This window comes from Ruegeria lacuscaerulensis (assembly GCF_013034745.1).
GTDB classification, from domain to species: Bacteria; Pseudomonadota; Alphaproteobacteria; order Rhodobacterales; family Rhodobacteraceae; genus Ruegeria; species Ruegeria lacuscaerulensis_B.
Map to the genome: position 1 here is coordinate 118,061 of NZ_WQGP01000007.1, position 25,925 is coordinate 143,985.

Consider the following 25,925-nt stretch of genomic DNA (forward strand, 5'->3'; position numbering starts at 1 on the left):
GGCCTCTCCCGCCTGCAAGACCCTGATCTGCGATCAGGGCTGGCAGTTGGGCCGGGCGCGGTGCCTGGCAGCACCGCGCGGCAGTGTCAGGGATCAGAGGATTTTCTGACCGGTCTTGGCCCAGTCGGCCAGGAAGGTTTCAAGCCCCTTGTCGGTCAGCGGGTGATCGGCCAGTTTCTTGATCACGGCGGGCGGGGCAGTGATCACGTCGGCGCCGATGCGAGCGCTGTCGGTCACGTGGTTCACGGTGCGGATCGAGGCGGCCAGAATTTCGGTCTCGAATCCGTAATTGTCATAGATCTGGCGGATATCAGCGATCAGATCCATGCCGTCGAGGTTGATATCGTCCAGACGGCCGATGAAGGGCGAGATAAAGGTCGCGCCCGCCTTGGCGGCGAGCAGTGCCTGATTGGCCGAGAAGCAGAGCGTGACGTTGACCATCTGGCCTTCGTCGGACAGGGTTTTACAGGTTTTCAGCCCTGCCCATGTCAGCGGAACTTTCACGGCGATATTCGGCGCGATCTGGGCCAGCTTGCGGCCTTCGGCGATCATGTCGTCAGCTTCGGTGGCGACGACTTCGGCGGATACGGGGCCGTCGACCAGATCACAGATCTCTTTGGTGACTTCTAGAATATCGCGGCCCGATTTCAGGATCAGCGAGGGGTTGGTGGTCACACCGTCTACCATTCCCAGATCGTTCAGTTCGGCGATGGCGTCGATCTCGGCGGTATCTACGAAGAATTTCATGCGGGCAGTCCTTTGATGGGTTGGCCTTGGTTGCGGATGGCTTTACCCCAATAACACCGATGCTGAAACCCCCGACCCGAGGAGATGCGGTGAGCGCGCAGGAGTATTTCGATCAGGGTGAGCTGGTGGCTGTGCTGACCACACAGCCCTTGGACCGGACGCTGGATTACAAAGCGCCCGAGGGCGGGTGTTTTCTGGGCGCGTTTGTCGAGGTGCCGCTGGGCCCGCGCAAGGTTCTGGGTGTGGTTTGGGGGCCGGGGCTGGGCGGTTTTGATCTGGCCAAGGCGCGATCCGTGATCCGTGTGCTAGAGGTCGCGCCGATGCGCGAAGAGATGCGTCTGTTTCTGGGCAAGGTGGCCGACTACACGCTTACACCGATGCCTGCGATGCTGCGGTTGGCGACCCGTGCGCCGGGGCTGAGCGATCCGCCGTCGATGCGGAAAATCTATCGTTTGGGAGATGCCGAGCCAGACCGCATGACCGATGCGCGGACCCGCGTGCTTGAGGTGCTGCGCGACTACGGCGGTTTGGCGTTCACGTTAAAGGAGTTGGCCGAGCAGGCGGGGGTGACGTCCTCGGTCGTCAAGGGGTTGGTCAAGCAAGGCGCAGTGCGCGAGGAAGACAGCCCACGTGATTTGCCCTATCCCCGGCTGGACCCGGACTTGCCGGGCAAGGCGTTGACTGACGATCAGGCCGCCGCGGTCGCGCGCCTGCAGGCTGGGCAACGTTCCGGGGATTATGGGACAACGTTGCTGAAGGGTGTCACCGGCTCGGGCAAGACCGAGGTTTACCTAGAGGCCGTCGCCGAAGCCCTGCGCATGGGGCGGCAAGCGCTGGTTCTGCTGCCCGAGATCGCCCTGACCGCCGAATTCCTGACGCGGGTCGAGGCTCGGTTCGGCGCGCGGCCTGCCGAATGGCACTCGGGTGCAACCATGACCGAACGCCGGCGGGTCTGGCGCATGGTCGGGCAGGGGGAAGCGCAACTGGTCGTCGGCGCGCGTTCGGCGCTGTTTCTTCCGTTCCGCGATCTCGGGCTGGTGGTGGTCGATGAAGAACACGACACCTCTTACAAACAGGAAGACGGCGTGCATTACAGCGCGCGGGATATGGCGGTGCTGCGGTCCTCGGTCTGCGGCGCGCGGGTTGTTCTGGCCAGTGCGACGCCGTCGCTGGAAAGCTGGGCTAATGCCGAGGCCGGCAAGTATGAGCGGCTGGACCTGACCTCGCGCTTTGGGGCGGCGGTGCTGCCCGAGATGAAACCCATCGATATGCGGGCCGAGCAGATGCAGCCGGGGACATGGATTTCGCCGTCGCTGCGGCAGGCGGTGCGGCAGCGGATCGAACGCGGGGAACAATCGCTGCTGTTCATCAACCGCCGTGGCTATGCGCCAGTGACGCTGTGCCGGGCGTGCGGGGAGCAGATCGCCTGTGATCATTGCGATGCGCGGATGGTTGAACACCGGTTTCTCAAACGACTGATGTGCCACCAGTGCGGTGAGACAAAGCCCATGCCGGATACCTGCCCGTCATGCGGGGTCGAAGGCAAGCTTGCCCCGGTCGGGCCGGGGATCGAGCGGCTGGCAGAAGAGGCGGAGGCCACTTTCCCCGAGGCTAAGATCGCGATGCTGAGTTCCGATCTGTTCGGTTCAGCCCGTGCATTGAAGGCCAAGATCGAAGAGATCGCCGAGGGCGACGCGGATATCGTCATCGGCACGCAACTGGTGGCTAAGGGGCACAACTTTCCCAAACTGACGCTGGTGGGGGTGATTGATGCCGACCTTTCTCTGCACGGGGCGGACCTGCGAGCGGCGGAACGCACGTTCCAGCTTATGCGGCAAGTTGCGGGCCGGGCCGGGCGGGCGGATAAGCCGGGGCAGGCACTGTTGCAGACGTTTCAGCCTGAACACCCGGTGATCCGCGCCATTCTGTCAGGCGATGAAGAAGGGTTCTGGAAGGCCGAGGCCGCCGGGCGTCAGGCCGCAGGCGTCCCGCCCTATGGGCGCATGGCCGGGATCGTGCTGTCCGGGCCCGAGGTCGGTCCGGTTTTCGACATCGGCAACGCGATGGCACGCAACGATGCGCCGCTACGTGCTATAGATGCCCAAGTCTTCGGACCTGCGCCCGCGCCAATAGCACGAATACGCGGGCGGCACCGTGTACGCCTGCTGGTCAAAGCCCCCAAAGGCGCGCCGATTCAGGATGCTATCGCCCGCTGGATTGCGCCCCTGCGTCTGAAGGGCGATATCCGCCTGACCGTCGATATCGACCCGCAGAGTTTTTACTGACCTCTGCACCGGTGCAGACCGCCTGTGCGTCTGCCCCCTCGCCAAACCGAAAAAATGAGCGTAGAGCGGTGTCATGCTGAAACCCATGCCGCTCTCTGATGCGCAGAGCCTTCCGTTCTGGCGCCGTCCCATAACGCTCTTGTTCATGATGGCGTTGATGATGCCCATTGCGTTTAACGCATGGAGCGCGCTGCTTAACAATTTTGTCATCGAGGTCGCGAATTTCGACGGCGCAGACATAGGCCTGCTGCATACGGTTCGTGAAATTCCCGGATTTCTGGCCGTAGGCGTGATCGCGGTGATCATCTTTATCCGCGAGCAAGTGCTGGCGATGATCTCGCTGATGATGCTGGGCGTTGCGACGGCAATCACTGCGTGGTTCCCCAGCCTTGGCGGGCTGCTGTTCGTGACGCTGTTCAGCTCGATCGGGTTTCACTATTACGAGACGGTAAACCAGTCGCTGCAACTGCAATGGTTGCCCAAGGATCGTGCGCCGCAGGTGTTGGGCTGGCTGGTCGCGATGGGCTCAGCGGCGACAGCAGTGGTGTACGGTTTGATCGTGCTGACATGGGACCGGTTCGATCTGTCCTATAACTTCGTCTTCATGGCAGCGGGCGGCGTGACGGCTCTGTTGGCGCTGTTCTGCCTGCTGGCTTACCCGCAATTCGATGCGCCGACGCCGCAGACCAAGAAACTGATCCTGCGCAAACGCTATTGGCTGTATTACGCCCTGCAATTCATGGCCGGTGCCCGGCGGCAGATCTTTGTCGTCTTCGCAGGCTTCATGATGGTCGAGAAATTTGGGTTCGAGGTGCATGAGCTAACCAGCCTCTATCTGATCAATCTGGTGATCAACATGGCCGCCGCTCCGATGCTGGGCAAAGCCGTGTCCGTGTTCGGCGAGCGCCGCACGCTGATCTTCGAGTATGCCGGTCTGGCCATCGTGTTCGCGGCCTATGGCGGCATCTATTGGTTTGGCTGGGGCGTGGTGCTGGCCGCGATCCTTTACGTGATCGACCACGTGCTGTTCGCGCTGGCATTGGCGCTGAAAACCTATTTCCAGAAAATCGCCGACCCTGCCGATATCGCACCAACCGCAGCCGTGGCCTTTACGATCAACCACATCGCCGCCGTGTTCCTGCCGGCGTTGCTGGGTTTGCTGTGGGTGGTCTCGCCCGGCGCGGTGTTTACGCTAGCGGCAGCGATGGCGATGATCTCGCTGGCCTTGTCGTTGCTGATCCCGCGCCACCCCGAGCCGGGCAATGAAACCATCCTGTCAAAATACGCCCCGGCCCCTGCGGAATAAGCCAGCGCTTGACCTTGCCTGCCCGGCGGCCTAGGCGCAGAGGAAACCCAAACAGGAGGCCCCCATGCCCACATTCACTGCGCTGACCACTCTGATGGGCAAGAAAGCCGCCGAAGGCTTGGGCGAAGCAATGGAGCGTCTGGAGCCGGAACCTACCGGCGTTGGTGTGTTCGAGGTCGAGGACGGCTCGGGCCTATGGGAGGTTGGCGGCTATTTCACCGAAACCCCAGATGAAACCGCGCTGGCCGTTCTGGCCGCCGCGTTCCAAGCCAAGCCCTTTGTCGTCTCGGAGCTGCCCGAAACCGATTGGGTCGCCCATGTGCGTCGCGAACTGGCTCCGGTCGAGGCCGGGCGCTTCTTTGTTTACGGCAGTCACGACGCCGACCAACTGCCCGAAGGCCGCATTCCCCTGCTGATCGAGGCCGCGATGGCCTTTGGCACCGGGCATCACGGCACCACACTTGGTTGCCTCAAGGCGCTGGATTATCTACTGAATGAGGGGTTCGAGGCGACAAAAGTGGCCGATATCGGCTGTGGCACTGCCGTTCTTGCCATGGCCGCCGCGCGAGTCTGGGATGGAGATATCATCGCCAGCGATATTGATCAGGTGGCCGTGGATGTGGCCGAGGCGAACCTGAAAGCCAATGGCATGGCCGGTCAGGTGCAGTGCGTCGAGGCTGCCGGGTTCGATCACCCCGACCTGAAGGCCCACGCGCCCTATGACCTGATCTTTGCCAATATCCTCAAGGGGCCGCTGGTCGCGTTGTCGCCGGAAATTGGGGCGAATCTGCGGGTAGGGGGGTACGCGATCTTGTCGGGAATCCTCAATGAACAGGCCGATGATGTGGTTTCCGTTTATTCACAAAACGGGTTCAATCTGGCCCGTCGGGACGAGATTGGCGAATGGACGACGCTAATCTTAAGCAAACAGGGCTAAAATCGGGCCATTTACAGGAGTTTTGTGGATTCCTGCCACTTTTTTGGCGCAATCTCTGTCTACCGTTCAAAGATGCATATCGGGGGCGGTTATTGGAGGCTGCCATGACTGGAAAACAACTGGAATTTGATCAGCGCGTTCATCGTCTGAACAAAAAACACGCGAAACTCAGCCGTGGTTATCGTGCGACGATGCGCAAAGATGGCCTGGTGGTGATGAGGCCGCAGCGCGTTCAGTCTGCGGTGCCTGCCAAAGTGTTGCTGATGTGCCTTGTGGGCTTTTTTGCATTCAAGACCTTTCTTTTAGCGAGCCTTGGGCCGTCCGCCTATGAATACCGCGTTGACAGTCTGAGCCAAGGGACGTCGGTCGAACAGGCTGGGGCCTGGATCATGCAGATTGACCCGATTTCTGCCTTTCTGGCCGCGCAGGTCTCAAGCTATCTGCCCTGATTTTTTGCAAATCTGAATCAGAAACGCCGCGCATAAATCAATGCGCGGCGTTCTGCTTTGCCCCCGAGGGAGGAGATAGGGGCGTGTGAGTGGTGGTCTAGATCTTACCGGCGGCTATCCGCTACGACGTCAATATCGCCGCGGCACATGCCAATATCGTCCAGTTCACGGTCACTCAGACCGCTCAGCGCGTTGCGGGTCACGCGGGCGTCGTTCCATTCCACAACGGCGTTCACAACCGCTGCAAAAAATCCGCCGATACGGCCAGCAAGGCCGAACGAGCCAGTGGTGGCGCGGGTGGTATCCAGTACGGCCATATCCTGTTTCCTTCTGGTTAGAGTTCAGTTTCAATCCTTCGTTTGAGCGGCATTTAGGGATGTCGATCTGACACCACAAGCGACGAAATTGCATGTGTCCTATGCGTTTTCTGCAATGCTCTGAAAACGTGAAAGCCCCTTAATTTACTGGTCATTTTTGCTTAATCAAACACGTCGAATTCAGGCATTTCGCGGTCGCAAACAGGCCATTGTGTCGCCCCTCGAGCAGGTCTGTCGTTTTTGGACTTTCCGTCAATTCGCTTGGAAAATGTTCACGCTTCGTGCTAACCCGTAAGAAAGATCACAAAAACCCGAGCAGGCTGGGGCACAACATGCGGATTTTGGGCATTGATCCGGGGCTGAGAACCCTGGGATGGGGCGTCATCGAATCGCATGGCAGCCGCCTGAGCCACGTGGCCAACGGGCTATGCAAATCCGACGGTGATGATTTGGGCGAGCGGTTGTTGTCTCTGCACAACCAGATTGTCGAGGTGATCGCCGAACACACGCCCGATCAGGCCGCGATCGAACAGACTTTCGTGAACAAGGACGGTGCGGGCACGTTGAAACTGGGCCAGGCGCGCGGGGTTGCGCTTCTGACGCTCGCGCAAGCCGGGTTGCCGGTAGGGGAATATGCGCCCAACCGGGTCAAGAAAACAGTTGTGGGCGTGGGGCATGCCGAGAAAGAGCAAGTCTTGCACATGGTCAAGCTGCAACTGCCGGGGTGTCAGCCCAAGGGCGCAGATGCGGCAGATGCGCTGGCGATTGCGATCTGCCATTCCTACTATGGCGCAGCGCCGCAGGCGCGGATGAAAGAGGTGCGGGCATGATCGGAAAACTCACTGGACGCCTGGATTACCGCGCAGCAGACCACGTGCTGATCGACGTGCGCGGGGTTGGTTATATCGTCTATTGCTCGGACCGGACCATGGCGGCTCTGCCGGGCGTGGGGGAGGCAGTCTCGATCTACACGGACATGGTGGTGCGCGAAGACCTGATGCAGCTTTATGGGTTTCTGTCTTTGGTCGAGAAGGAATGGCACCGCCTGCTGTGTTCGGTGCAGGGGGTGGGGGCCAAAGTGTCTTTGGCGATCCTGTCTGCGCTGGGCCCGGATGGGGTCAGCCGTGCGATTGCCTTGGGTGATTGGGGCGCGGTCAAGGCGGCCAAAGGCGTGGGGCCGAAAACCGCGCAGCGCATCGTATTGGACCTGAAGGACAAAGCGCCGGGCGTGATGGCCATGGGCGGCACCGTGACCGAGGCGATGGACGGCCCTGTGCCTGAGCCGGTCGAACTGATTGAGCCAGCGCCTGCGCCCAAACGCGCTGCGAAACCGGCCTCGGGCAATGCGGCGGCCTCGGCTGGTGCGTTGTCGGCCCTGTCGAACCTCGGCTATGGCCCGTCCGAGGCGGCCTCGGCCGTGGCCGAAGCGGCCGCCAGCCTGCCGGACGCCGGTGAGGCTGATCTGATCCGGGCGGCGTTGAAACTGCTGGCTCCGAAAGGCTGAATGGATGACTGACGCCGACCCCACCCTGCGCCCTGACCCTTTGCCCGAGGATAACGACCGCGCCCTACGCCCTCAGGGGTTGGACGAGTTCATCGGTCAGGCCGAGGCGCGCGCGAACCTGCGCATTTTCATCCAGTCGGCTCGTCAGCGGGGCGAGGCGATGGACCATACGCTGTTTCATGGCCCTCCGGGCCTTGGCAAGACGACGCTGGCGCAGATCATGGCGCGCGAGTTGGGGGTGAATTTCCGCATGACCTCTGGCCCGGTGCTGGCCAAGGCCGGGGATTTGGCGGCGATTCTGACCAATCTGGAATCGCGCGATGTGCTGTTCATCGACGAAATCCACCGTCTGAACCCGGTGGTCGAAGAGGTTCTGTACCCGGCGATGGAGGATTTTGAGCTTGATCTGGTGATCGGCGAGGGCCCCGCCGCGCGGACCGTGCGGATCGAGTTGCAGCCCTTTACTCTGGTCGGGGCGACGACCCGGATGGGTCTGCTGACCACGCCTCTGCGGGATCGCTTTGGCATTCCGACCCGGCTGCAATTCTACACGGTCGATGAACTGCACGAGATCGTCACGCGAAACGCCCGTAAACTGGGGGCTCCTGCTGACGACGCAGGCGCGCGCGAGATCGCGCGGAGGTCGCGCGGGACCCCTCGGATCGCGGGGCGGCTGCTGCGTCGCGTGGTGGATTTCGCTATCGTCGAAGGCGACGGGCGGATCACGCGGGATCTGGCCGATGGTGCTTTGACACGTTTGGGCGTGGACAATCTGGGATTGGACGGCGCGGATCGTCGGTATCTTAAGCTGATCGCCGAGAACTACGCCGGTGGACCAGTTGGGATCGAAACCCTTTCAGCAGCGTTGTCGGAAAGCCGGGATTCGCTTGAGGAAGTGATTGAGCCCTATTTGTTGCAGCAGGGTTTGATCCAGCGCACACCGCGCGGGCGGATGCTGGCACAAAAGGCGTGGACGCATTTGGGTATGGCAGCGCCTCGGGGGCAAAGCGATCTGTTTGGTTGAATTATAGCGCTAGGGATTTTAAGCCTCCGGCGGCCATATTTGAAACGAGAAGAAGGGTCTGCGCGTGACACCTGATCAAATCGAAGCGCTGTTCACCCGCGAAAGCGGCGAGTTTTTGTTCGCACGTTGGGGGCGTCCGATTGTGCCCATCGTTTTCGGGGTGGAAGATGACACCTTGGCCACGGTCAAAGGGGCGTTCGAAGCGGTCGTCACGCTGGCCGGTCACAAAATGGCGGAAACGGACCCTGAACTGGGGGCCAACTGCATGGTGTTCTTCTTCCGGGACTGGAATGAGCTGTTGGAAGTGCCGGACCTCGATCGTCTTGTCCCGGACCTAGCACCTTTGGTCGAACGACTGGTTGCGGTAGACGCCAACCAATATCGTATCTTCCGGTTCGAGGAAGACGGCGCAATCCGTGCCGCGTTCGTGTTTTTGCGAATGGACAAAGAGCTGTCGAAGGTGCCTGCCGAAACTCTGGCGCTCAGCCAGGTGGTGCAGACCGTTTTGCTATGGTCCGACACGGCATTTCGCACACAATCACCTTTGGCGGTGGCGGGTGAGGCCACGATTTTGCGGCCAGACATTGCGGGTCTGATCCGCGCGGCCTACGATCCGGTATTGCCGGGTGCGGCGCAGGATGCCTCTCATGCGTTGCGCCTGTTTGCCAGATTGGAGCAACCGCAATGACCCATACCTATGCCGTCCGGGTTTTCTATGAAGACACCGATATGGGGGGTGTGGTCTATCACGCGAACTATCTGAAATTCATCGAGAGGGCGCGCTCGGACTATGTGCGCAATATCGGTAACGACCAGAATGCGATGCGCGATGCGGGTATTGTCTGGGTCGTGCGTAAGATCGAGGCCGAATATCTGGCCCCTGCGAAATTCGATGATGAGTTGACGATTGAAACTTGGATCACGTCGCTGTCTGGCGCGCGGCTGACGATGGCGCAGCGGGTGACACGGGGCGAGACCGAAGTTTTCACCGCCTCGGTCACGGCGGTCTGCATGAATGCGCAGGGCAAACCGGTGCGTCTTCCGGCAGAGATTCGCGCATTGATGTAACATTTTGCGGGACCAGGGTGGTTCTGTTGGCTTTTCATATCCAACTGCGTTAGCGTTTATCAAAACAAGGCCAAACGAACGGCCATCAGGCAAAAACTAAAGAGCAGGTTCATGGAAGCTGAAACGCTGGCGCTGGCGCAGGAGATCGACTTCTCCATGTGGGGGCTGTATGCCCGCGCGACCTTTATCGTCAAACTGGTGATGCTGATGCTGATCGGTGCGTCGATTTGGTCTTGGGGGATTATCATCCAGAAAATCATCAACTACCGAGCCGCCCGACGCGAGGCGCAGGTGTTTGATGAGGCGTTCTGGTCCGGCAACCCCTTGGATGAATTGTTTGAACAGATCGGCACGCAGCCCGATGGCAGTTCCGAAAAGATCTTCGCCGCAGGCATGATCGAGTGGCGTCGTTCACATCGCACCGATGGCGGGCTGATCGCGGGGGCCACAGCGAGGATTGATCGGTCAATGGATGTGGCCATCGCCAAAGAGTCCGAGACGCTGCAAAAGGGTCTGCCGGTCTTGGCGACGGTTGGCTCGACCGCGCCCTTTATCGGGCTGTTCGGCACGGTTTGGGGCATCATGAACGCCTTTATCGAGATTGCCGAACAACAAAACACCAATCTGGCGGTTGTAGCCCCCGGTATTGCCGAGGCTTTGCTGGCGACCGGTCTGGGCCTGTTGGCCGCGATCCCGGCGGTGATTTTCTACAATAAACTCAGCGCGGATAGTGACCGGATCGTGGGCGGCTATGAGGCCTTTGCAGACGAATTCGCCACCATCCTGTCGCGTCAGTTGGACAGCTAGGATGGGCGCTGCGGTTCAGCAAAGCTCGGGCAGCAATGGACGCAGACGCGGACGTCGTCGCGGTCGTGCCCAGCCAATGGCTGAGATCAACGTCACGCCCTTTGTGGATGTTATGTTGGTGTTGCTGATCATCTTCATGGTCGCCGCACCATTGTTGACTGTCGGGGTGCCGGTGGACCTGCCCAAGACGGCGGCCAGTGCATTGCCCGGTGATAATGAGGAACCTTTGACCGTGACGCTGACCGCAGATGGTCAGGTTCAGATTCAGACGACAGATGTTCAGCGTGATGAATTGATTGGCAGATTGCGCGCCATCGCGTCCGAGCGCAGCAGTGACCGTGTGTTCCTGCGGGCGGATGGCTCGATCCCTTATGCGCAGGTAATGCAGGTAATGGGTGCGTTGAATGCGGGTGGGTTTTCCAATGTCGGTCTCGTCACCGACACGGGCGGTCCGACGCTTGACGAAGGTGGAGAGTGAGGCGGCACGGTGGATACCGGCACCAAGATCTCGGCGATTGCCCATGTCAGTTTGATCGGATGGGCCTTGTTCGGCGGCACGTTCCGGTCCGAACCTTTGCCGATGGCCGTGCAGGATGTCTCGGTGATCTCGGCTGAGCAATTTGCGGCAATGACCGCTCAGCGGGATGCGCCCGAGGTGACAACGCCTGCGGCCTTGCAGCAGCCTGACACGCCGGTTGAAGAGGTGACGCCGCCCGAGCCGGTCGAAGAAGATCAGACGGTGCCCGAGGTGTCGGAGCCATCCGAGCCCGAGCCTGACCCGGTGCCCGAGGCGGTGGAACCGCCGCCCGAGCCGGTGGTAATCGAACAACCCCCAGCGCTTGAGCCGCCCGCGCCAGAGGTGGCCGCCTTGCCCGTGCCCCCCGGCCCCGAGGCGCAGCCGCGCCCGGCAGACAAGGTTGCGCCAGAACCCGTTGCACCGCCTCCGCCCGAGGCTGCACCCGATGACATTGAAACGCCCGCTGTGTCCTTGGAAGAAGGCGCCGAGATCCAGCAAGAGCAACAGGATCAGACCGCTCCCGAAGAGGTCACGGATGAGATCGTGACCGAGGCCGAGGAAGCCAGGGAATACGCGCCCCGCAGTTCTCCGCGGCCACAGGTTCGGCCAAACCGACCGCCCCCTCCGGTGCAGTCTGAGGTGGCAGAAACACCCGAAGTCGAGCCCGAGACACCTGCGCCGCAGCCTGCGGACGAAAGCGCCATCGAAGATGCGTTGGCCGAGGCGCTGGGGCAGGGCACAGAACCCTCTGGCCCGCCGCTGACCAGTGGTGAGAAAGATGCAATGCGTTTGGCAGTGTCCAAGTGCTGGAATGTAGGGTCGTTGTCGACCGACGCCTTGCAGACTGTGGTCGTTGTAGGGTTTTCGCTCACGCCGGATGGCAATGTGGTGGGCGGCAGCTTGCGTTTGATTGAAAGTTCAGGCGGTTCCGACGGCGCAGCAAGACAAGCCTATGAGGCCGCCAGACGCGCAATTCTGCGTTGCGGGGCAAAAGGATATGACCTGCCTGCTGACAAATACGCGCAATGGCAGGATATTGAGATTACATTCAATCCCGAGAGGATGCGGATCAAATGATGAGATTTCTGACCAGCCTGTTGCTCGGCCTGACGCTTCTGACAGCACCGGTTCATGCCCAGAACGGACCGCTGCGCTTGGAACTGGATCAGGGGATCATCGAACCCTTGCCCTTCGCGGTGCCCAGTTTCGTGCCCGACGGTCCCGCTGCGGCTCAGTACGCGCAAGATATCACACGGGTTGTTGCAGCGGACCTCACCGGCACAGGGCTGTTCCGCGAAATCCCGTCTGATGCATTTATCAGCCGGGTCAGCAGCTTTGAGGCGCCACTGCAATTTGCCGACTGGAAGGCGATCAATGCCGAGGCGCTTGTTACTGGGGCGGTAAATGTCTCGGGCAACCGGCTAACGGTCCGCTTCCGGGTATGGGATGTATTCTCCGGGCAAGAGCTTGGCAACGGGCTGCAGTTCGCAGGTACTACGGATGGCTGGCGGCGCATGGCGCATAAGGTGGCCGATCAGGTCTATAGCCGCGTGACGGGTGAGGGCGGTTATTTCGATAGTCGCGTGGCCTTCGTGTCGGAAAGTGGCCCCAAGGATCAGCGCCTGAAACGTCTGGCGATCATGGATTACGATGGTGCCAACGTGCAGTACTTGACCGACAGCGCCGCCATCGTTCTAGCCCCGCGCTTTTCGCCGACGGGTGACCGGCTGCTTTATACCAGCTATGAAACCGGCCAGCCACGCATCTATGTGTTGGATGTGGACCGCGTCCGCCGCACCGAGCTGAACACGCCCGGCGGCACGATGAGCTTTTCACCTCGTTTCTCGCCGGATGGACGCTCGATTGTCTATTCGCTGATTCAAGGGGGGAATACGGATCTTTGGAAAATGGATCTAGCCTCGGGGCAGAGCGTGCGTTTGACTAACACGCCGGCGATTGAGACCGCGCCCAGCTATTCGCCAGATGGGTCGCAAATCGTATTCGAAAGCGACCGCTCGGGCACGCCGCAACTGTATATCATGCCTGCAAATGGGGGTGAGGCGACGCGGATCAGTTTCGGTCAGGGGCGTTATGGTACGCCGGTCTGGTCCCCGCGGGGCGATCTGGTCGCTTTCACCAAGCAAAACAAAGGTCGGTTCCATATCGGCGTGATGCGCACCGATGGCAGCGAGGAACGGTTGCTGACTTCGTCCTTTCTGGACGAGGGGCCGACATGGTCGCCCAATGGTCGGGTGATTATGTTCACCCGTGAAACCCAAGGCGCAAGCGGTCGGGCGACGCTTTATTCGGTGGATATCTCGGGGCGCAACTTGCGCCCGGTGCGAACGCCAGATGGCGGCAGCGATCCGTCCTGGGGGCCTTTGCAGAATTGATCGCGGGGGCGGTCGGAAAAGTTCACAAGAAACCCGCGCTGTGATACACAGGCGGCAACAAACAGAAAACACAACGAGGCACTTGAAATGAACGTATTGGGCAAAGTGGTAGCTTTGGGCGTGCTAGGCATTCTGGCCGCCTGCACCAGCAACGATCCCTCGACATTAGGAGGCGGCCTTGGCGGCGGCGCAAATGGTGGTGGTCTGGCCGCAGGATCGCCCAGCGATCCGCGCTCACCTGCTTATTTCCAGCAGACCGTCGGCGACCGGGTTCTGTTTGCGATCGATCAGTCGACCCTTACACCGCAAGCGCAGACCGTTCTGCAGGGTCAGGCGGACTGGCTGTTGGCGAACCCCGATTTCGTGGCAACCATCGAGGGCCACGCAGATGAACAGGGCACTCGCGAATACAACCTTGCACTGGGCGCACGTCGGGCGAATGCGGCCCGCGAATACCTGATCTCGCGCGGGGTGGCGGGCAACCGTCTGACCACGGTCAGCTTTGGCAAGGAACGCCCGATCGAGATTTGCAGTACCGAGGATTGCTATTCCAAGAACCGCCGTGCGGTTACGGTGCTGACCGGCTCAACACTGGGGTAAGATGATGAAAGTTGCAGGATGGGTTCTGGCCGCGGTTTTGGCGACCGCCGGGGTGGCACAAGCACAGGATCAGCAGACCCTAGCCGATATCCGGCAGGAGTTGACCGTGTTGCATGTGGAAATCCAGCGTCTGAAACGTGAGTTTTCGACGACGGGGTCACCGTCACCCAACCTGTCCGGTAGTTCGGTGCTTGAACGCGTCGACGCCATCGAGGCCGAGTTGCAGCGCCTGACCCGTCAGACTGAGCAGTTGAACCAGCGGGTGCAGAATATCGTCACCGACGGCACCAACCGCATCGGCGATCTGGAGTTCCGTTTGGTTGAGTTGGAAGGCGGCGATCTGAGCACGCTGGGCGAAACCTCGACCCTAGGGGGTGAGACGCAGATTACGGCAGCTGCTCCGACAACGCCTGCTGCGCCCACGGCGACTGATCAGGGTGAGTTGGCGATAGGCGAACGCGCGGATTTCGACGCTGCCGCGCAAGCGCTGGCCGAGGGCAATTTTCAGGCCGCAGCCGACCAGTTTGCAAGCTTTGATACCTCATATCCCGGCAGCCCTCTTGCGCCCGAAGCTAACCTGAAGCGCGGGCAAGCGTTGGAAGGGTTGGGCGACACTCGCGAAGCGGCGCGTGCCTTTCTGGCCAGTTTCACCGGTGATTCCGAGGGGACTTTTGCGCCCGAGGCTTTGTTTGAGCTCGGCTCGGCCTTGGGTCGACTGGGACAAACCGATCAGGCTTGTATAACACTCAGCGAGGTTGGGGTGCGGTTCCCGGCATCCCCAGCGGCCTCTAGCGCGACACAGGAAATGGCGTCGCTGGGCTGTTCTTGACCACATTCCCCGACAAGTTGAAGGATGCGTTGCGCAGGCGACTGCCCGCGCAACTGCCTGCCCGTTTGGGGGTTGCAGTGTCAGGTGGCGGCGACTCGGTCGCTTTGCTGCACCTTCTGGCAGAGATCGCGCGCGCGCAGGGCGTTTCGCTGTACGTTGCAACGGTGGATCATGGATTGCGCGCTGAATCTCGCGCTGAAGCCGATCGGGTTGCCGAAATGGCCCGAGACATGGGGTTGCCCTATGAAGTGTTGCGGTGGACCGGATGGGATGGCAGCGGCAACTTGCAGGATCAGGCGCGGCAGGCCCGGTACAGGTTGCTGACCGACTGGGCCCGGCGCAATGATGTACCCGCTATCGCACTCGGTCACACTGCCGACGATCAGGCCGAAACCGTCCTGCTGCGGCTTGGTCGCGCGTCCGGCGTCACGGGCCTGTCTGGGATGCCTGCTGCGCGCGAGCTGAACGGGGTGCAACTGCTCAGGCCGCTTTTGGATGTCACCCGACAGGAGTTGCGCGACTACCTGAATGCACACGGGTTGGACTGGATAGAAGACCCTTCGAATCACGACCTGCGCTTTGATCGGATCAAAGCGCGCGAGGCTCTGGCAGGGTTGGATGATATCGGCATAACCGCCCGATCCCTCAGCCGGGTGGCTGACAACCTTGCACAAGCGCGCGAGGCTTTGGACGTGTTTACGCAGGAAACCGCGCGTCAGGTTCTGCGGGCTGAGACGGGCGACATTTGCGTTGATCGCGCTGGCTTTGTGGCGCTGCCCAGCGAGATCCAACGGCGTCTGTTGGTGGGCAGTATCCAATGGATCGCGGGTGCAGGCTATCCGCCGCGGCAGATGGCGGTCGAACAGGCTCTGTCGGCTTTGCGCCAAGCAGAAACAACCACAATCGGGGGATGTATGGTGGTTGCCAAGGACGAGAACACGTGGATTTGCAGGGAACTAGGGGCGATTTCCGTACAACTTTCCAAGCCGGGCGATTTGTGGGATAGCCGCTGGATCTTGACCGGTCCGCAAAGATCAGACGCGCAAGTCCGCCCATTGGCAGAGGCTGGGCTGCGGCAGTTGCCCGACTGGCGTGCTTTGGGAAAACCGCGCGCGGCGCTTGTGGCATCGCCCGCGATTTGGGCAGAAGACACGCTGCTGTCGGCGCCTTTGGCGGGTTTTTCCAATGGTTGGCGGGCGGAATTGGCGTCAGAAGTGCCCGAGTTGCACTCTTCTTTTTTATCGCATTGAACCTGCTTGAATCATCTCTATTTTATAGGGCAACCCGGCAGACCCCCATCTGCCGAAATCTTTTGGGAGATTTTCCTTGGGCAACGCTCGTAACATCGCCTTCTGGGTCGTTCTGTTTTTACTGATCCTAGCACTGTTCAATCTGTTCAGCGGACCGGGTGGAACGCTTCAGAGCAATGAAAGAACTTATTCCGATTTCGTCACAGCCGTTGAAAGCGGCGAGGTTAAGAATGTGACGCTGGATGGCGAACAGATTCGCTACACCACGCAAAGTGGTGCCAGCTATGTCACCATCAAACCCGGGGATGCCGAAGTCACCAAGCTGTTGATCGACGAGAACATCCCGGTGCGGGCGGAAAAACAGCAGCAGTCGGGCTTTCAGTCGTTCCTGATCACATTGCTGCCCTTCCTGCTGCTGATCGGTGTCTGGGTCTATTTCATGAACCGGATGCAAGGCGGCGGTAAAGGTGGCGCGATGGGTTTTGGCAAGTCCAAGGCCAAGATGCTGACCGAAAAGCATGGCCGAGTGACCTTTGACGACGTCGCCGGTATCGACGAGGCCAAGGAAGAGCTGGAGGAGATCGTCGAATTCCTGCGCAACCCGCAGAAATTCAGCCGTCTGGGCGGCAAGATCCCGAAAGGCGCTTTGCTGGTCGGCCCTCCGGGTACTGGTAAGACACTTCTGGCCCGTGCGATTGCAGGTGAGGCAGGCGTGCCCTTCTTCACGATCTCAGGATCGGACTTTGTCGAGATGTTCGTGGGTGTCGGTGCATCGCGTGTGCGCGACATGTTCGAACAGGCCAAGAAAAACGCGCCCTGTATCGTGTTCATCGACGAAATCGACGCCGTGGGCCGCCATCGTGGTGCGGGTTATGGCGGTGGCAACGATGAACGCGAACAAACGCTCAACCAGTTGCTGGTCGAGATGGACGGGTTCGAGGCCAATGAAGGCGTGATCATTCTGGCGGCCACTAACCGTAAGGACGTTCTGGACCCCGCGCTGCTGCGTCCGGGCCGGTTTGACCGCAACGTGACCGTCGGCAACCCTGACATCAAAGGTCGTGAGAAGATTTTGGGCGTGCATGCGCGCAAGACGCCTCTGGGCCCCGATGTTGACCTGCGCATCATTGCGCGGGGGACGCCGGGCTTCTCGGGCGCCGATCTGGCGAACCTCGTGAATGAGGCCGCACTGATGGCCGCGCGTGTTGGTCGCCGCTTCGTCACCATGGAAGATTTCGAGAACGCCAAAGACAAGGTGATGATGGGGGCTGAGCGCCGCAGTATGGTGCTGACGCAAGACCAGAAGGAAAAGACAGCGTATCACGAGGCTGGTCACGCTGTGGTCGGTCTGGAATTGCCGCTGTGCGATCCGGTTTACAAGGCCACGATCATCCCGCGCGGTGGTGCATTGGGTATGGTGGTCTCACTGCCCGAAATGGACCGCTTGAACTATCACCGAGATGAGTGCGAACAAAAGCTGGCCATGACCATGGCCGGTAAGGCCGCCGAAGTCATCAAATACGGTGAGGATCATGTGTCGAACGGTCCCGCTGGCGATATCATGCAGGCCAGCCAATTGGCGCGTGCGATGGTGATGCGCTGGGGCATGTCGGACAAAGTCGGTAATATCGACTATGCCGAGGCGCATGAAGGCTATCAGGGCAACACTGCTGGTTTCTCGGTTTCTGCCCATACCAAAGAGCTGATCGAGGAAGAGGTGAAGCGCCTGATCCAGCAAGGATATGAGCGTGCCCACAAGATTCTGACCGACAAAAACGAAGAATGGGAACGCTTGGCGCAAGGCCTGCTGGAATACGAGACCCTAACCGGTGACGAGATCAAGCGCGTGATGAACGGCGACTCTCCGACGGAAGGTGACGACGAAGGCGATAGCCCTGACGAGGGCAACGCGCCCAGCGTTACGGCCATTCCGAAGACCAAGGTCAAGAAAACTCCGCCCGATGGCGGGATGGAGCCAGAACCGACCGCGTAACAGCAAAAACCCGAGCTAAGGCTCGGGTTTTCTTTTCTTTCCGACGTGCCTGCCGTCTAGTGCCCGTGAAAAGCTGTAAAGGGGATGATTATGCCGGTCATGCGCGAAACGGAATTCATGGGCGAAGTGGTCTGGTTGGGCCATGTACCGGCTGGTCAGTCCATCCGTGCCGACTCCGTACCCGCTTTGTCGCTGGGTTTTGCAGGTGTCGCCGGAGAGCGGCATGAGGGCGAAAACCGCGCTTCATGTGTGCGGATGACGAACCTTTATCCCAAAGGCACAGAAATCCGAAATGTGCGGCAACTCTCGGTGCTGTCTGAAGAGGAGATGCAGGCAACCGCTACCGAGATGGGGCTTGAAACGCTGGACGCGTCCTACCTGGGGGTCAGCATCCTTTTGCGCGGTATTCCTGACTTTACCCATATCCCGCCTTCGTCGCGTCTGCAGGGGCCGGATGGAGTAACGATCACGGTGGATATGGAAAACCGCCCTTGCGTGATTCCCGGCCGCGAGGTCGAGGCCGATTTGCCCGGCCATGGTGCCGCGTTCAAGCCCGCAGCCAAGGGGCGGCGTGGGGTGACTGCATGGGTTGAAAGGCCCGGAGCGCTACATCTGGGTGACCAGCTAAAGCTGTTCGTCCCCGATCAGCGCGCTTGGGCACCTTAAGACACAGGATTTCCGATGGGAAACGATCAAGCTTACGTTACGCGACCCCCTAAGTGACGCTACGCCGTTTCACGGCGTGATTATGTCGGAATCCATATCCATCGCTTTGGTACACAATTGTATGGATTGATCAGCACCGGGCTATTTGCGCCGGTTTGCAAGGCATTCAATCAGGGATCTTGCCCAATGAGCTACAAATCCGACATCGAAATCGCCCGCGAAGCGAATAAGAAACCGATTCAGGAAATCGGTGCCAAGATCGGCATCGAATCCGCCGATCTGCTGCCTTATGGCCACGACAAGGCAAAGGTCAGCCAGGACTTCATCAACTCGGTTCAGGACCGTGAAGACGGCAAGCTGATCCTTGTCACCGCGATCAACCCGACCCCTGCGGGTGAAGGCAAGACCACCACCACCGTGGGTCTGGGCGACGGCCTGAACCGCATCGGCAAAAACGCGATGATCTGTATCCGCGAAGCCTCGCTTGGCCCGAACTTCGGCATGAAGGGCGGCGCTGCAGGTGGCGGTTACGCGCAGGTTGTTCCGATGGAGGAAATGAACCTTCACTTCACCGGTGACTTCCATGCCATCACCTCGGCCCACTCGCTGCTGTCGGCGATGATCGACAACCACATCTATTGGGGCAACGAGTGTGACATCGACATCCGTCGCGTTGCATGGCGTCGTGTGGTCGACATGAACGACCGCGCTCTGCGTCAGATCACCGCCTCGCTGGGCGGCGTGTCGAACGGTTTCCCGCGTGAAGCTGGCTTTGACATCACCGTGGCGTCGGAAGTTATGGCGATCCTGTGCCTGGCCAACGACCTGAAAGACCTGGAAAAGCGCCTGGGCGACATCATCGTTGCTTACCGCCGCGACAAGACCCCGGTCTATTGCCGCGACATCAAAGCCGAAGGCGCAATGACCGTTCTGCTGAAAGACGCAATGCAGCCGAACCTGGTACAGACGCTGGAAAACAACCCGGCCTTCGTCCATGGCGGCCCGTTCGCAAACATCGCGCACGGCTGTAACTCGGTCATCGCGACCAAGACCGCGCTGAAAGTTGCTGACTATGTCGTGACCGAAGCAGGCTTTGGAGCCGACCTGGGTGCCGAGAAGTTCATGAACATCAAGTGCCGCAAGGCGGGCATTGCTCCGTCGGCAGTGGTGCTGGTTGCCACCGTGCGCGCAATGAAGATGAACGGCGGCGTTGCCAAGGCCGATCTGGGTGCCGAAAACGTCGACGCGGTTCAGTCCGGCTGCGCCAACCTGGGCCGTCACATCGAGAACGTGAAGTCCTTCGGTGTTCCGGTCGTTGTCGCTATCAACCACTTCGTCACCGACACCGATGCCGAAGTTGATGCGGTCAAGAAATATTGCGCCGATCACGGAGTCGAAGCGGTTCTGTCACGTCACTGGGAACTGGGCTCGGAAGGCTCGGCGCCGCTGGCCGAAAAAGTCGTGGAAATCGTCGAAGGTGGCACTGCTAACTTCGCGCCGATCTACCCCGATGACATGCCGTTGTTCGAGAAGGTTGAAACCATCGCCAAGCGCATCTACCGCGCCGATGAGGTTCTGGCCGACAACAAAATCCGTAACCAACTGCGCGAGTGGGAAGACGCGGGCTATGGCAACCTGCCGGTCTGCATGGCGAAAACCCAGTACTCGTTCTCGACCGATCCGACCCTGCGCGGTGCGCCCACCGGCCACTCGGTCCCGGTGCGTGAAGTCCGCCTGTCCGCTGGTGCCGGCTTCATCGTGGTTGTCTGTGGAGAGATCATGACCATGCCTGGCCTGCCGCGTAAACCTGCTGCGGAAACCATCTGCCTTAACGACGCAGGTGAGATCGAAGGCTTGTTCTAAGCCGGTTTTTGAACCATCTCATGGTCCGGGGATATCCCCGGTCCATGAGGAGATCGCTATGCCCACTCTGACACCTCCGCAAGTCTGTCATTCTATGCAGGAATTGCGGGTTCAGATCGATAAGCTGGACCGCCAACTGATCGAGATGTTGGTGACGCGCGCAGGTTACATCGACCGCGCCACGCAGCTTAAACCGGCCGAAGGGCTGCCAGCCCGTATCCCGGATCGTGTTGAAGAAGTGGTGCAGCGGGTACGCGACAGCTCGGATGCGTTGGGTATGGATCCTGATCTGGCCGAGCAGTTGTGGCGCATTTTGATTGACTGGTCGATTGCGCGTGAGGAGCGCGTTCTTGGGCCGGAATGAATGACCGGGCGCTTTGCGCCCGATCCGTTTTTGGAAAGAAGGGATCACAGGATGGTAGCCCAGGTTATCGACGGTAAGGCCTTTGCAGCGAATGTGCGTGCACAAGTGGCTGATCAGGTTGCAAAGTTGAAAGAGGAAAACGGTATCACGCCCGGTCTGGCCGTGGTTCTGGTGGGCGAGGATCCGGCCAGCCAGGTTTATGTCCGCTCAAAGGGCAAGCAGACCGTCGAGGTCGGCATGAACTCGTACGAGCACAAGCTGGACGCCGAGACCTCGGAAGAAGACCTGCTGGCACTGATCGACAAGCTAAACAACGATCCGGCCGTGCACGGCATTCTGGTGCAGCTGCCGCTGCCCAAGCACCTGAACGAAGATCTGGTGATCAACTCGATCGACCCGGCCAAGGATGTGGATGGCTTCCACATCTCGAACGTGGGTCTGTTGGGCACCGGCCAGAAGTCGATGGTGCCTTGCACGCCGCTGGGCTGTCTGATGATGCTGCGCGACCACCACGGCTCTCTGTCGGGTATGGACGCTGTTGTGATCGGTCGTTCGAACATCGTGGGTAAGCCGATGGCGCAACTGCTGCTGGGCGATAGCTGCACCGTGACCATCGCGCATAGCCGCACCAAAGACCTGCCGGACGTCGTGCGCCGCGCCGACATCGTTGTCGCCGCTGTGGGCCGCCCCGAAATGGTGCCGGGCGACTGGATCAAGGAAGGTGCGACTGTCATCGACGTGGGCATCAACCGCATTGAGCGTGACGGCAAGAACAAGCTGGTCGGAGACGTCGACTACGCCAGCGCCGCTGAGCGCGCAGGCGCGATCACGCCGGTTCCGGGTGGCGTAGGTCCGATGACCATCGCCTGCCTGCTGGCCAACACTCTGACAGCGTGCTGCCGCGCGAATGGCCTGCCCGAGCCCGAGGGGCTGACGGCCTGACCTGAATTTTTACTCAGGGCGAATAGAAAAGGCCGTGGAGTTCATCGACTCTTCGGCCTCTTTTGCGATTCATTGTGGAAATATTAAATTTGCACGGTCAGGCTTTTACGTGGAAGGAAACGGTGATAAATCAGTAATCCCAGCTGGTTACGACCTAGGTCGATGGACTGGCCGGGGCCGGGGGGATTTGCAGAGCCAATATGAAGACCATACTGAACTCAATTCTGGCCGAGTTTACTTTGCGCCGAGTGATCGCGGGTTTCGTTTTTCTGCCTTTGTTGGCTTTTGCGCTCCAACCTTTCCCTGAACTAAGCCTGCCATTCCTGTCGCGTCTGGTGTTCTGGTCCGGTGTCACGGCTTTGGCCATCGCGGCAACATGGGCTGCGCGGAGGATCAGCTGCAACTGGTTCAGAAAGTTAGAATTGTCGCGGCGTGATCTGGCGGTAATTCCGGTAATATTGGTGCTGTTCCTTCCCTGCTTATGGGTGATGGTCTGGCTGCTCTTCGCCGCGCAGGGAGCCCAGTCGCCCGGATTTTTGCCGGTTGCCTCTTATGGGGCTTTGTTCGCGACCGGGCTTTTGATGACGCGCAGCCCCATGCCCGAAGCGCCGGAAAAGATTGCTGTTCAACCCCGTCTGACCCGACGCTTGCCCAAGGGGTTTACCGGACAGATCTACCGATTGGCGGTGCGGGACCATTCCGTGGATGTCGTGACATCAGAGGGTACATTTACCATCCGGTCACGGCTTTCAGATGCGATTGACGAGATGGAGCCTGTCCTTGGGTATTGTACCCATCGGTCGCATTGGGTAGTTGGCAGCGCCATTGCTGGTGTCGAAAAACATGGTGGCAAGACGTTTCTGCGCCTTGAAAATGGCGACCTGGTTCCGATCAGCCGCAAGTACAAGCCCATGCTGGAAGAGCAAGGGATTGTCTGAATTCGCTATCTCGGCATAGGGACCATTTGGGGGTGCGTCCCGATCAAAATGGCCATTGCGTCAACCCCCATTAGTTCGGACACAGCAGCCTGTGTGCTGCGAAGACCGCCGGTATAGGTGCCATAGGCGGGCAGGATCAGGCGGCGATTGTCCAGCAGAAATGCGGGGCGCGAGATTGACCGTCCTCGTAGTTTTAGCCGCACCTTGGGATGGTAGTGGCCCGAGATTTCGGTCTTTCCGTCAGGGTGCGCGATATGGCGGAAGGTCAGGCCCGAAACTGAATGCTCGGCCAGATGCGCGCCGCCCAGATCGACCGGTCCGGGGTCGTGATTGCCTTCGATCCAAATCCAGCGGCGACCGGCTTGCAAGGCTGCGATCTGCAACCTTTCGGCTTCGTTCAGACCCTGCGTCGAGTCTAGGTCGTCAAAGCTGTCTCCTAAGCAAATTACCGTCTCGGCCTGTGTGTGGGCGATGTCCGAGGAAAGCCGCGCCAAGGTGTCCCGGTTTTCATAGGGCGGTAAGGTCAGGCCAGATCGGCGCGCCAGACGCTCTGACTTGCCCAGATGCAGGTCAGACACGCAAAGCAGGCTTTGTTCGGGCCACCAAAGCGCCCCGCTCCCCAAAGCGCGCAGCGTATGCCCCGCAAAGGTGAATGTCAGATCGTTCATGATACGTTCTTTGCGGGTTTTCTGCGGCGCTGCAAGCGGATTCGCTATGGTGCCAACCCTGCTTCTTGCAACAGCCGCGCGCTTTCTTCGGCCAACAGCCGCTCCTCGGCAGCGCCCTTGACGGGGACTTTGCCGACCTCAAGAAACAGGGGCGCGGCCAGCGGTGAGACGCGATCCAACCGCAACAGGTCGATGCGGTTGCCAATCCGTGCAATCATGTCCTCGATCCGGCCAAAGTCGACCAGACCGCGCATCGCCTCTTCGCGGGTGATCTGCATCAGCAGGTGGTCGGGGTCGTATTTTAGCAACGTGTCATACAGAATGTCCGAGGAAAACGTCGCCTGCCGCCCGCTTTTGCGCTGCCCGCCGGTGTTGCGCTCGATCAGTCCCGCAATGGTCGCCGAGCTGCGGAAGGTGCGTTTCATCACGGCATTACCCGCCAGCCACGTGTCCACTCCATCGCGCAGCGTCTCGGCCTGAAACAGGGGGCGCGGGTCGGTGACGGCGTCCAACCCCCAGATCAGGGTGGCATAGTCGGTGGCGACAAACCCCAGCGGCGCAAGGCCGGTTTCCTCCATCCGTTTTGTCAGCAACAAACCCAGCGTTTGCTGCGCATTGCGCCCGGCAAACCCGTAAACACACAGATGTTCGCGCCCGTCCGAGGGGAAGCTTTCGATCAGTAGCCGCTCACGGCTGGGAAGGCGTGAAACCTGCCGTTGCAGGGCTAGCCAGTCCGCCGTGTGCGAGGGCAGTTGTGGCCAGTCCGGTTGGGCAAACATACGCAGAATACGGTCGCTAAGCTGCGTCGAGGTGGCAAACTTCGTGCCCGAGAACACAGCGACTTTTGGCTTGCGATCCGCGCGTCGGCTGACCTCAACCGTCATGTCGCGCAGGCCTTCGTAACGCACGATCTGACCGCCGATCAGAAACGTGTCACCGGGGGTGAGCGTGGCGGCAAAGGCCTCTTCAACCTCGCCCAGCGGTTTGCCGCCGCGATTGCGTTTCAGCCGAACCTTCAGCGTGTCGGTGTCCTGAATCGTTCCCAGATTCATGCGGATGCGCTGCGCCGCGCGTGGATCGCGCAACTGCCACATGCCATCGGGGCGTCGTTGCAGCCGCTGCCAACGGTCGTAAGCGCGCAGGGCGTATCCTCCGGTGGCGCAGAACTCCAGACAATCATTGAATTGCAGGCGGGACAGATCGGCGAACGGTCCGGCGGCCACCATTTCCGAATAAAGCGCATCCGCATCAAACGGGCCTGCCGCCGCCGCGATCAGGATATGCTGACACAGCACATCGCGAGGTCCTGCGCCGCGCGGTTCCCCGTCCAAATCATGGGCTCGTGCAGCTTCGAGTGCTGCGACGCATTCCACCACCTCGAACCGGTTTGCGGGCACCAGCAGAGCCTTCGAGGGCGCGTTGTAGCGGTGATTGGCGCGCCCGATCCGCTGAACCAGACGTTTGACATTCTTGGGCGCACCGATCTGGATCACAAGGTCCACGTCGCCCCAGTCGATGCCCAGATCCAAAGAACCGGTACACACAATCGCGCGCAAGTCTCCTCGCACCATCGCGGCCTCGACCCGTTCACGCTGTTGCCGATCCAGACTGCCGTGGTGGATGCCAATGGGCAGGGCGTCGTCATTGGCGAGCCACAGGTTATGAAAGAAAACCTCGGCCTGCGCGCGGGTATTGTGAAAGATCAGCGTTGTTTTGTGCTCTTTGATCTGTTTCAGAACCGCAGGAATGGCATAGGCGGCCCCGCCGCCGGACCACGGCGGCAGCTCCTGGGTTTCAAGCATCTGAATGTCGGGGTCTGGTCCGGGGTCGGCCTGTACGATTTGGCAGGGGTCGGGGTGCCGGGCCAGAAACCGGGCGATGGCGTCCGGGTCCTCGACCGTAGCAGATAGCCCCACACGCCGCATAGTCGGGCCGAGTGTTTGCAGCCGCGCCAGCGCCAGCATCAACTGATCTCCCCGCTTGCTTTCGGCCAGCGCGTGAATCTCATCAACGATCACACGCTGTACCCCGTGAAACATGCGTTGCGCGTCTTCGTATGAGGTCAACAGGGCCAGGCTTTCCGGCGTGGTTAGTAGGATATGCGGAGGGTCCACCCGTTGGCGTTTCTTCTGCGTGGCCGAAGTGTCACCTGTGCGGTCCTCAATACGGATGGGCAGGCCGATCTCATCCGCTGGGCCCCGCAGGTTGCGCCGGATATCCGCCGCCAGCGCCTTGAGCGGCGAGACATAGATCGTATGCAGACCCTCTGGAGCACTTTCGGACAGTTCAGCCAATGTCGGCAGAAACCCGGCCATCGTCTTGCCGCCACCCGTGGGCGCGATCAGCAACGTTGCCGGGTCCATGGCCCGGTCGAACATATCTTGTTGGTGGGGGTGGATCGACCAGCCTTTGGTCGTGAACCAGTCGGTGATCCGGGCGGGAATCGGCGTCATGGCCG

The 25,925-nt window shown here is 60.3% G+C and carries 26 protein-coding genes; 22 read left to right on the forward strand and 4 right to left on the reverse strand.

Going from position 1 to position 25,925, the window contains the following annotated elements; all coding sequences use genetic code 11:
• Nucleotides 1-93 precede the first annotated feature (93 nt).
• Nucleotides 94-747 (reverse strand): fructose-6-phosphate aldolase, encoded by a 654-nt coding sequence (gene fsa / locus GOV79_RS14985; protein ID WP_170354905.1) that lies wholly within the window; start codon nucleotides 745-747, stop codon nucleotides 94-96.
• 59 nt (nucleotides 748-806) lie between these two features.
• Between fsa and GOV79_RS14990 the strand changes: the two genes are divergently transcribed.
• The 4 genes from GOV79_RS14990 (at nucleotide 807) to GOV79_RS15005 (ending at nucleotide 5,724) form a co-directional block, all read left to right on the forward strand.
• The gene (locus tag GOV79_RS14990; protein ID WP_174839490.1) at nucleotides 807-3,032 is read left to right on the forward strand and encodes a primosomal protein N'; all 2,226 of its coding nucleotides are present in this window, start codon (nucleotides 807-809) and stop codon (nucleotides 3,030-3,032) included.
• 73 nt (nucleotides 3,033-3,105) lie between these two features.
• Nucleotides 3,106-4,338, forward strand: coding sequence for an MFS transporter (locus GOV79_RS14995; protein ID WP_170769953.1), 1,233 nt, complete (start codon nucleotides 3,106-3,108; stop codon nucleotides 4,336-4,338).
• Between the two features lie 64 nt (nucleotides 4,339-4,402).
• Entirely contained in the window at nucleotides 4,403-5,275 is an 873-nt protein-coding gene (locus tag GOV79_RS15000) for a 50S ribosomal protein L11 methyltransferase (RefSeq protein WP_170790378.1), read from the forward strand.
• Nucleotides 5,242-5,724 carry a hypothetical protein gene (locus GOV79_RS15005; RefSeq protein WP_237218034.1) on the forward strand — a complete coding sequence of 161 codons (483 nt, stop codon included), beginning with the start codon at nucleotides 5,242-5,244 and terminating at the stop codon, nucleotides 5,722-5,724. The genes GOV79_RS15000 and GOV79_RS15005 overlap by 34 nt, the downstream gene beginning before the upstream one ends.
• Nucleotides 5,725-5,828: 104 nt before the next feature.
• On the opposite strand, the gene GOV79_RS15010 is transcribed toward GOV79_RS15005, so the two are convergent.
• Complete coding sequence (locus tag GOV79_RS15010) at nucleotides 5,829-6,041, reverse strand: DUF1127 domain-containing protein (protein WP_170769956.1); 213 nt, start codon at nucleotides 6,039-6,041, stop codon at nucleotides 5,829-5,831.
• 332 nt (nucleotides 6,042-6,373) lie between these two features.
• On the opposite strand from GOV79_RS15010, the gene ruvC reads away from it, so the two are divergent.
• The 18 genes from ruvC to GOV79_RS15100 all read left to right on the forward strand — a co-directional run bounded on the left by ruvC (nucleotide 6,374) and on the right by GOV79_RS15100 (nucleotide 22,799).
• Nucleotides 6,374-6,871: a crossover junction endodeoxyribonuclease RuvC gene (ruvC, locus tag GOV79_RS15015; protein ID WP_170769957.1), complete on the forward strand. Its 498-nt coding sequence runs from the start codon at nucleotides 6,374-6,376 to the stop codon at nucleotides 6,869-6,871.
• Nucleotides 6,868-7,545, forward strand: a complete 678-nt coding sequence (gene ruvA, locus GOV79_RS15020) for a Holliday junction branch migration protein RuvA (protein ID WP_170790379.1) — start codon at nucleotides 6,868-6,870, stop codon at nucleotides 7,543-7,545. The genes ruvC and ruvA overlap by 4 nt, the downstream gene beginning before the upstream one ends.
• A 4-nt stretch (nucleotides 7,546-7,549) precedes the next feature.
• Nucleotides 7,550-8,569, forward strand: coding sequence for a Holliday junction branch migration DNA helicase RuvB (gene ruvB, locus GOV79_RS15025; protein ID WP_170790380.1), 1,020 nt, complete (start codon nucleotides 7,550-7,552; stop codon nucleotides 8,567-8,569).
• Between the two features lie 64 nt (nucleotides 8,570-8,633).
• Nucleotides 8,634-9,257 (forward strand): hypothetical protein, encoded by a 624-nt coding sequence (locus tag GOV79_RS15030; RefSeq protein ID WP_170782890.1) that lies wholly within the window; start codon nucleotides 8,634-8,636, stop codon nucleotides 9,255-9,257.
• Complete coding sequence (gene ybgC / locus GOV79_RS15035) at nucleotides 9,254-9,637, forward strand: tol-pal system-associated acyl-CoA thioesterase (RefSeq protein ID WP_170782889.1); 384 nt, start codon at nucleotides 9,254-9,256, stop codon at nucleotides 9,635-9,637. The genes GOV79_RS15030 and ybgC overlap by 4 nt, the downstream gene beginning before the upstream one ends.
• Before the next feature lie 111 nt (nucleotides 9,638-9,748).
• On the forward strand, nucleotides 9,749-10,444 hold the full coding sequence (tolQ, locus tag GOV79_RS15040) for a protein TolQ (RefSeq protein WP_170769962.1): 696 nt from the start codon (nucleotides 9,749-9,751) through the stop codon (nucleotides 10,442-10,444).
• A 1-nt stretch (nucleotide 10,445) separates the two neighbouring features.
• Nucleotides 10,446-10,922 carry a protein TolR gene (gene tolR / locus GOV79_RS15045; RefSeq protein WP_170790381.1) on the forward strand — a complete coding sequence of 159 codons (477 nt, stop codon included), beginning with the start codon at nucleotides 10,446-10,448 and terminating at the stop codon, nucleotides 10,920-10,922.
• Nucleotides 10,923-10,931: 9 nt separating this feature from the next.
• Entirely contained in the window at nucleotides 10,932-12,038 is a 1,107-nt protein-coding gene (locus tag GOV79_RS15050) for a cell envelope integrity protein TolA (protein WP_170790382.1), read from the forward strand.
• On the forward strand, nucleotides 12,035-13,354 hold the full coding sequence (gene tolB, locus GOV79_RS15055; RefSeq protein WP_170790383.1) for a Tol-Pal system beta propeller repeat protein TolB: 1,320 nt from the start codon (nucleotides 12,035-12,037) through the stop codon (nucleotides 13,352-13,354). The genes GOV79_RS15050 and tolB overlap by 4 nt, the downstream gene beginning before the upstream one ends.
• A gap of 87 nt (nucleotides 13,355-13,441) precedes the next feature.
• Nucleotides 13,442-13,954 carry a peptidoglycan-associated lipoprotein Pal gene (gene pal / locus GOV79_RS15060; protein WP_170769966.1) on the forward strand — a complete coding sequence of 171 codons (513 nt, stop codon included), beginning with the start codon at nucleotides 13,442-13,444 and terminating at the stop codon, nucleotides 13,952-13,954.
• 4 nt (nucleotides 13,955-13,958) lie between these two features.
• Nucleotides 13,959-14,783: a tol-pal system protein YbgF gene (gene ybgF / locus GOV79_RS15065; RefSeq protein WP_170790384.1), complete on the forward strand. Its 825-nt coding sequence runs from the start codon at nucleotides 13,959-13,961 to the stop codon at nucleotides 14,781-14,783.
• Nucleotides 14,780-16,033: a tRNA lysidine(34) synthetase TilS gene (tilS, locus tag GOV79_RS15070; protein ID WP_170790385.1), complete on the forward strand. Its 1,254-nt coding sequence runs from the start codon at nucleotides 14,780-14,782 to the stop codon at nucleotides 16,031-16,033. Before ybgF ends, tilS begins: the two co-directional genes overlap by 4 nt.
• A gap of 76 nt (nucleotides 16,034-16,109) precedes the next feature.
• Nucleotides 16,110-18,026, forward strand: coding sequence for an ATP-dependent zinc metalloprotease FtsH (gene ftsH, locus GOV79_RS15075; protein WP_170782882.1), 1,917 nt, complete (start codon nucleotides 16,110-16,112; stop codon nucleotides 18,024-18,026).
• 90 nt (nucleotides 18,027-18,116) lie between these two features.
• A complete protein-coding gene (locus GOV79_RS15080; protein WP_170790386.1) occupies nucleotides 18,117-18,692 on the forward strand; it encodes an MOSC domain-containing protein in 576 nt (191 codons plus the stop codon).
• 186 nt (nucleotides 18,693-18,878) lie between these two features.
• Nucleotides 18,879-20,555 carry a formate--tetrahydrofolate ligase gene (locus GOV79_RS15085; protein WP_170769970.1) on the forward strand — a complete coding sequence of 559 codons (1,677 nt, stop codon included), beginning with the start codon at nucleotides 18,879-18,881 and terminating at the stop codon, nucleotides 20,553-20,555.
• Nucleotides 20,556-20,613: 58 nt separating this feature from the next.
• On the forward strand, nucleotides 20,614-20,919 hold the full coding sequence (locus GOV79_RS15090) for a chorismate mutase (protein WP_170790387.1): 306 nt from the start codon (nucleotides 20,614-20,616) through the stop codon (nucleotides 20,917-20,919).
• A 51-nt stretch (nucleotides 20,920-20,970) separates the two neighbouring features.
• Nucleotides 20,971-21,861, forward strand: a complete 891-nt coding sequence (gene folD / locus GOV79_RS15095) for a bifunctional methylenetetrahydrofolate dehydrogenase/methenyltetrahydrofolate cyclohydrolase FolD (protein ID WP_170790388.1) — start codon at nucleotides 20,971-20,973, stop codon at nucleotides 21,859-21,861.
• Nucleotides 21,862-22,061: 200 nt separating this feature from the next.
• Nucleotides 22,062-22,799, forward strand: coding sequence for a LytTR family DNA-binding domain-containing protein (locus tag GOV79_RS15100; RefSeq protein ID WP_170790389.1), 738 nt, complete (start codon nucleotides 22,062-22,064; stop codon nucleotides 22,797-22,799).
• Between the two features lie 5 nt (nucleotides 22,800-22,804).
• On the opposite strand, the gene pdeM is transcribed toward GOV79_RS15100, so the two are convergent.
• Together pdeM and GOV79_RS15110 are read right to left on the reverse strand one after the other, a co-directional pair.
• Nucleotides 22,805-23,467: a ligase-associated DNA damage response endonuclease PdeM gene (gene pdeM, locus GOV79_RS15105; protein ID WP_170790390.1), complete on the reverse strand. Its 663-nt coding sequence runs from the start codon at nucleotides 23,465-23,467 to the stop codon at nucleotides 22,805-22,807.
• A gap of 44 nt (nucleotides 23,468-23,511) precedes the next feature.
• Nucleotides 23,512-25,920: a ligase-associated DNA damage response DEXH box helicase gene (locus GOV79_RS15110; protein ID WP_170790391.1), complete on the reverse strand. Its 2,409-nt coding sequence runs from the start codon at nucleotides 25,918-25,920 to the stop codon at nucleotides 23,512-23,514.
• Nucleotides 25,921-25,925 lie beyond the last annotated feature (5 nt).

Bases quoted from the DNA above. Each gene is read 5' to 3' on its own strand.
- GOV79_RS15010 (WP_170769956.1), bottom strand. From the start codon at position 6,041: ATGGCCGTACTGGATACCACCCGCGCCACCACTGGCTCGTTCGGCCTT.
- GOV79_RS14990 (WP_174839490.1), top strand. From the start codon at position 807: ATGCTGAAACCCCCGACCCGAGGAGATGCGGTGAGCGCGCAGGAGTAT.
- GOV79_RS15085 (WP_170769970.1), top strand. From the start codon at position 18,879: ATGAGCTACAAATCCGACATCGAAATCGCCCGCGAAGCGAATAAGAAA.
- ruvA (WP_170790379.1), top strand. From the start codon at position 6,868: ATGATCGGAAAACTCACTGGACGCCTGGATTACCGCGCAGCAGACCAC.
- GOV79_RS15000 (WP_170790378.1), top strand. From the start codon at position 4,403: ATGCCCACATTCACTGCGCTGACCACTCTGATGGGCAAGAAAGCCGCC.
- pal (WP_170769966.1), top strand. From the start codon at position 13,442: ATGAACGTATTGGGCAAAGTGGTAGCTTTGGGCGTGCTAGGCATTCTG.
- folD (WP_170790388.1), top strand. From the start codon at position 20,971: ATGGTAGCCCAGGTTATCGACGGTAAGGCCTTTGCAGCGAATGTGCGT.
- GOV79_RS15100 (WP_170790389.1), top strand. From the start codon at position 22,062: ATGAAGACCATACTGAACTCAATTCTGGCCGAGTTTACTTTGCGCCGA.
- ruvB (WP_170790380.1), top strand. From the start codon at position 7,550: ATGACTGACGCCGACCCCACCCTGCGCCCTGACCCTTTGCCCGAGGAT.
- ybgC (WP_170782889.1), top strand. From the start codon at position 9,254: ATGACCCATACCTATGCCGTCCGGGTTTTCTATGAAGACACCGATATG.
- ybgF (WP_170790384.1), top strand. From the start codon at position 13,959: ATGAAAGTTGCAGGATGGGTTCTGGCCGCGGTTTTGGCGACCGCCGGG.
- tolQ (WP_170769962.1), top strand. From the start codon at position 9,749: ATGGAAGCTGAAACGCTGGCGCTGGCGCAGGAGATCGACTTCTCCATG.
- GOV79_RS15110 (WP_170790391.1), bottom strand. From the start codon at position 25,920: ATGACGCCGATTCCCGCCCGGATCACCGACTGGTTCACGACCAAAGGC.
- fsa (WP_170354905.1), bottom strand. From the start codon at position 747: ATGAAATTCTTCGTAGATACCGCCGAGATCGACGCCATCGCCGAACTG.
- ruvC (WP_170769957.1), top strand. From the start codon at position 6,374: ATGCGGATTTTGGGCATTGATCCGGGGCTGAGAACCCTGGGATGGGGC.
- tolB (WP_170790383.1), top strand. From the start codon at position 12,035: ATGATGAGATTTCTGACCAGCCTGTTGCTCGGCCTGACGCTTCTGACA.
- pdeM (WP_170790390.1), bottom strand. From the start codon at position 23,467: ATGAACGATCTGACATTCACCTTTGCGGGGCATACGCTGCGCGCTTTG.
- GOV79_RS15080 (WP_170790386.1), top strand. From the start codon at position 18,117: ATGCCGGTCATGCGCGAAACGGAATTCATGGGCGAAGTGGTCTGGTTG.
- tolR (WP_170790381.1), top strand. From the start codon at position 10,446: ATGGGCGCTGCGGTTCAGCAAAGCTCGGGCAGCAATGGACGCAGACGC.
- GOV79_RS15005 (WP_237218034.1), top strand. From the start codon at position 5,242: ATGGACGACGCTAATCTTAAGCAAACAGGGCTAAAATCGGGCCATTTA.
- GOV79_RS14995 (WP_170769953.1), top strand. From the start codon at position 3,106: ATGCTGAAACCCATGCCGCTCTCTGATGCGCAGAGCCTTCCGTTCTGG.
- GOV79_RS15090 (WP_170790387.1), top strand. From the start codon at position 20,614: ATGCCCACTCTGACACCTCCGCAAGTCTGTCATTCTATGCAGGAATTG.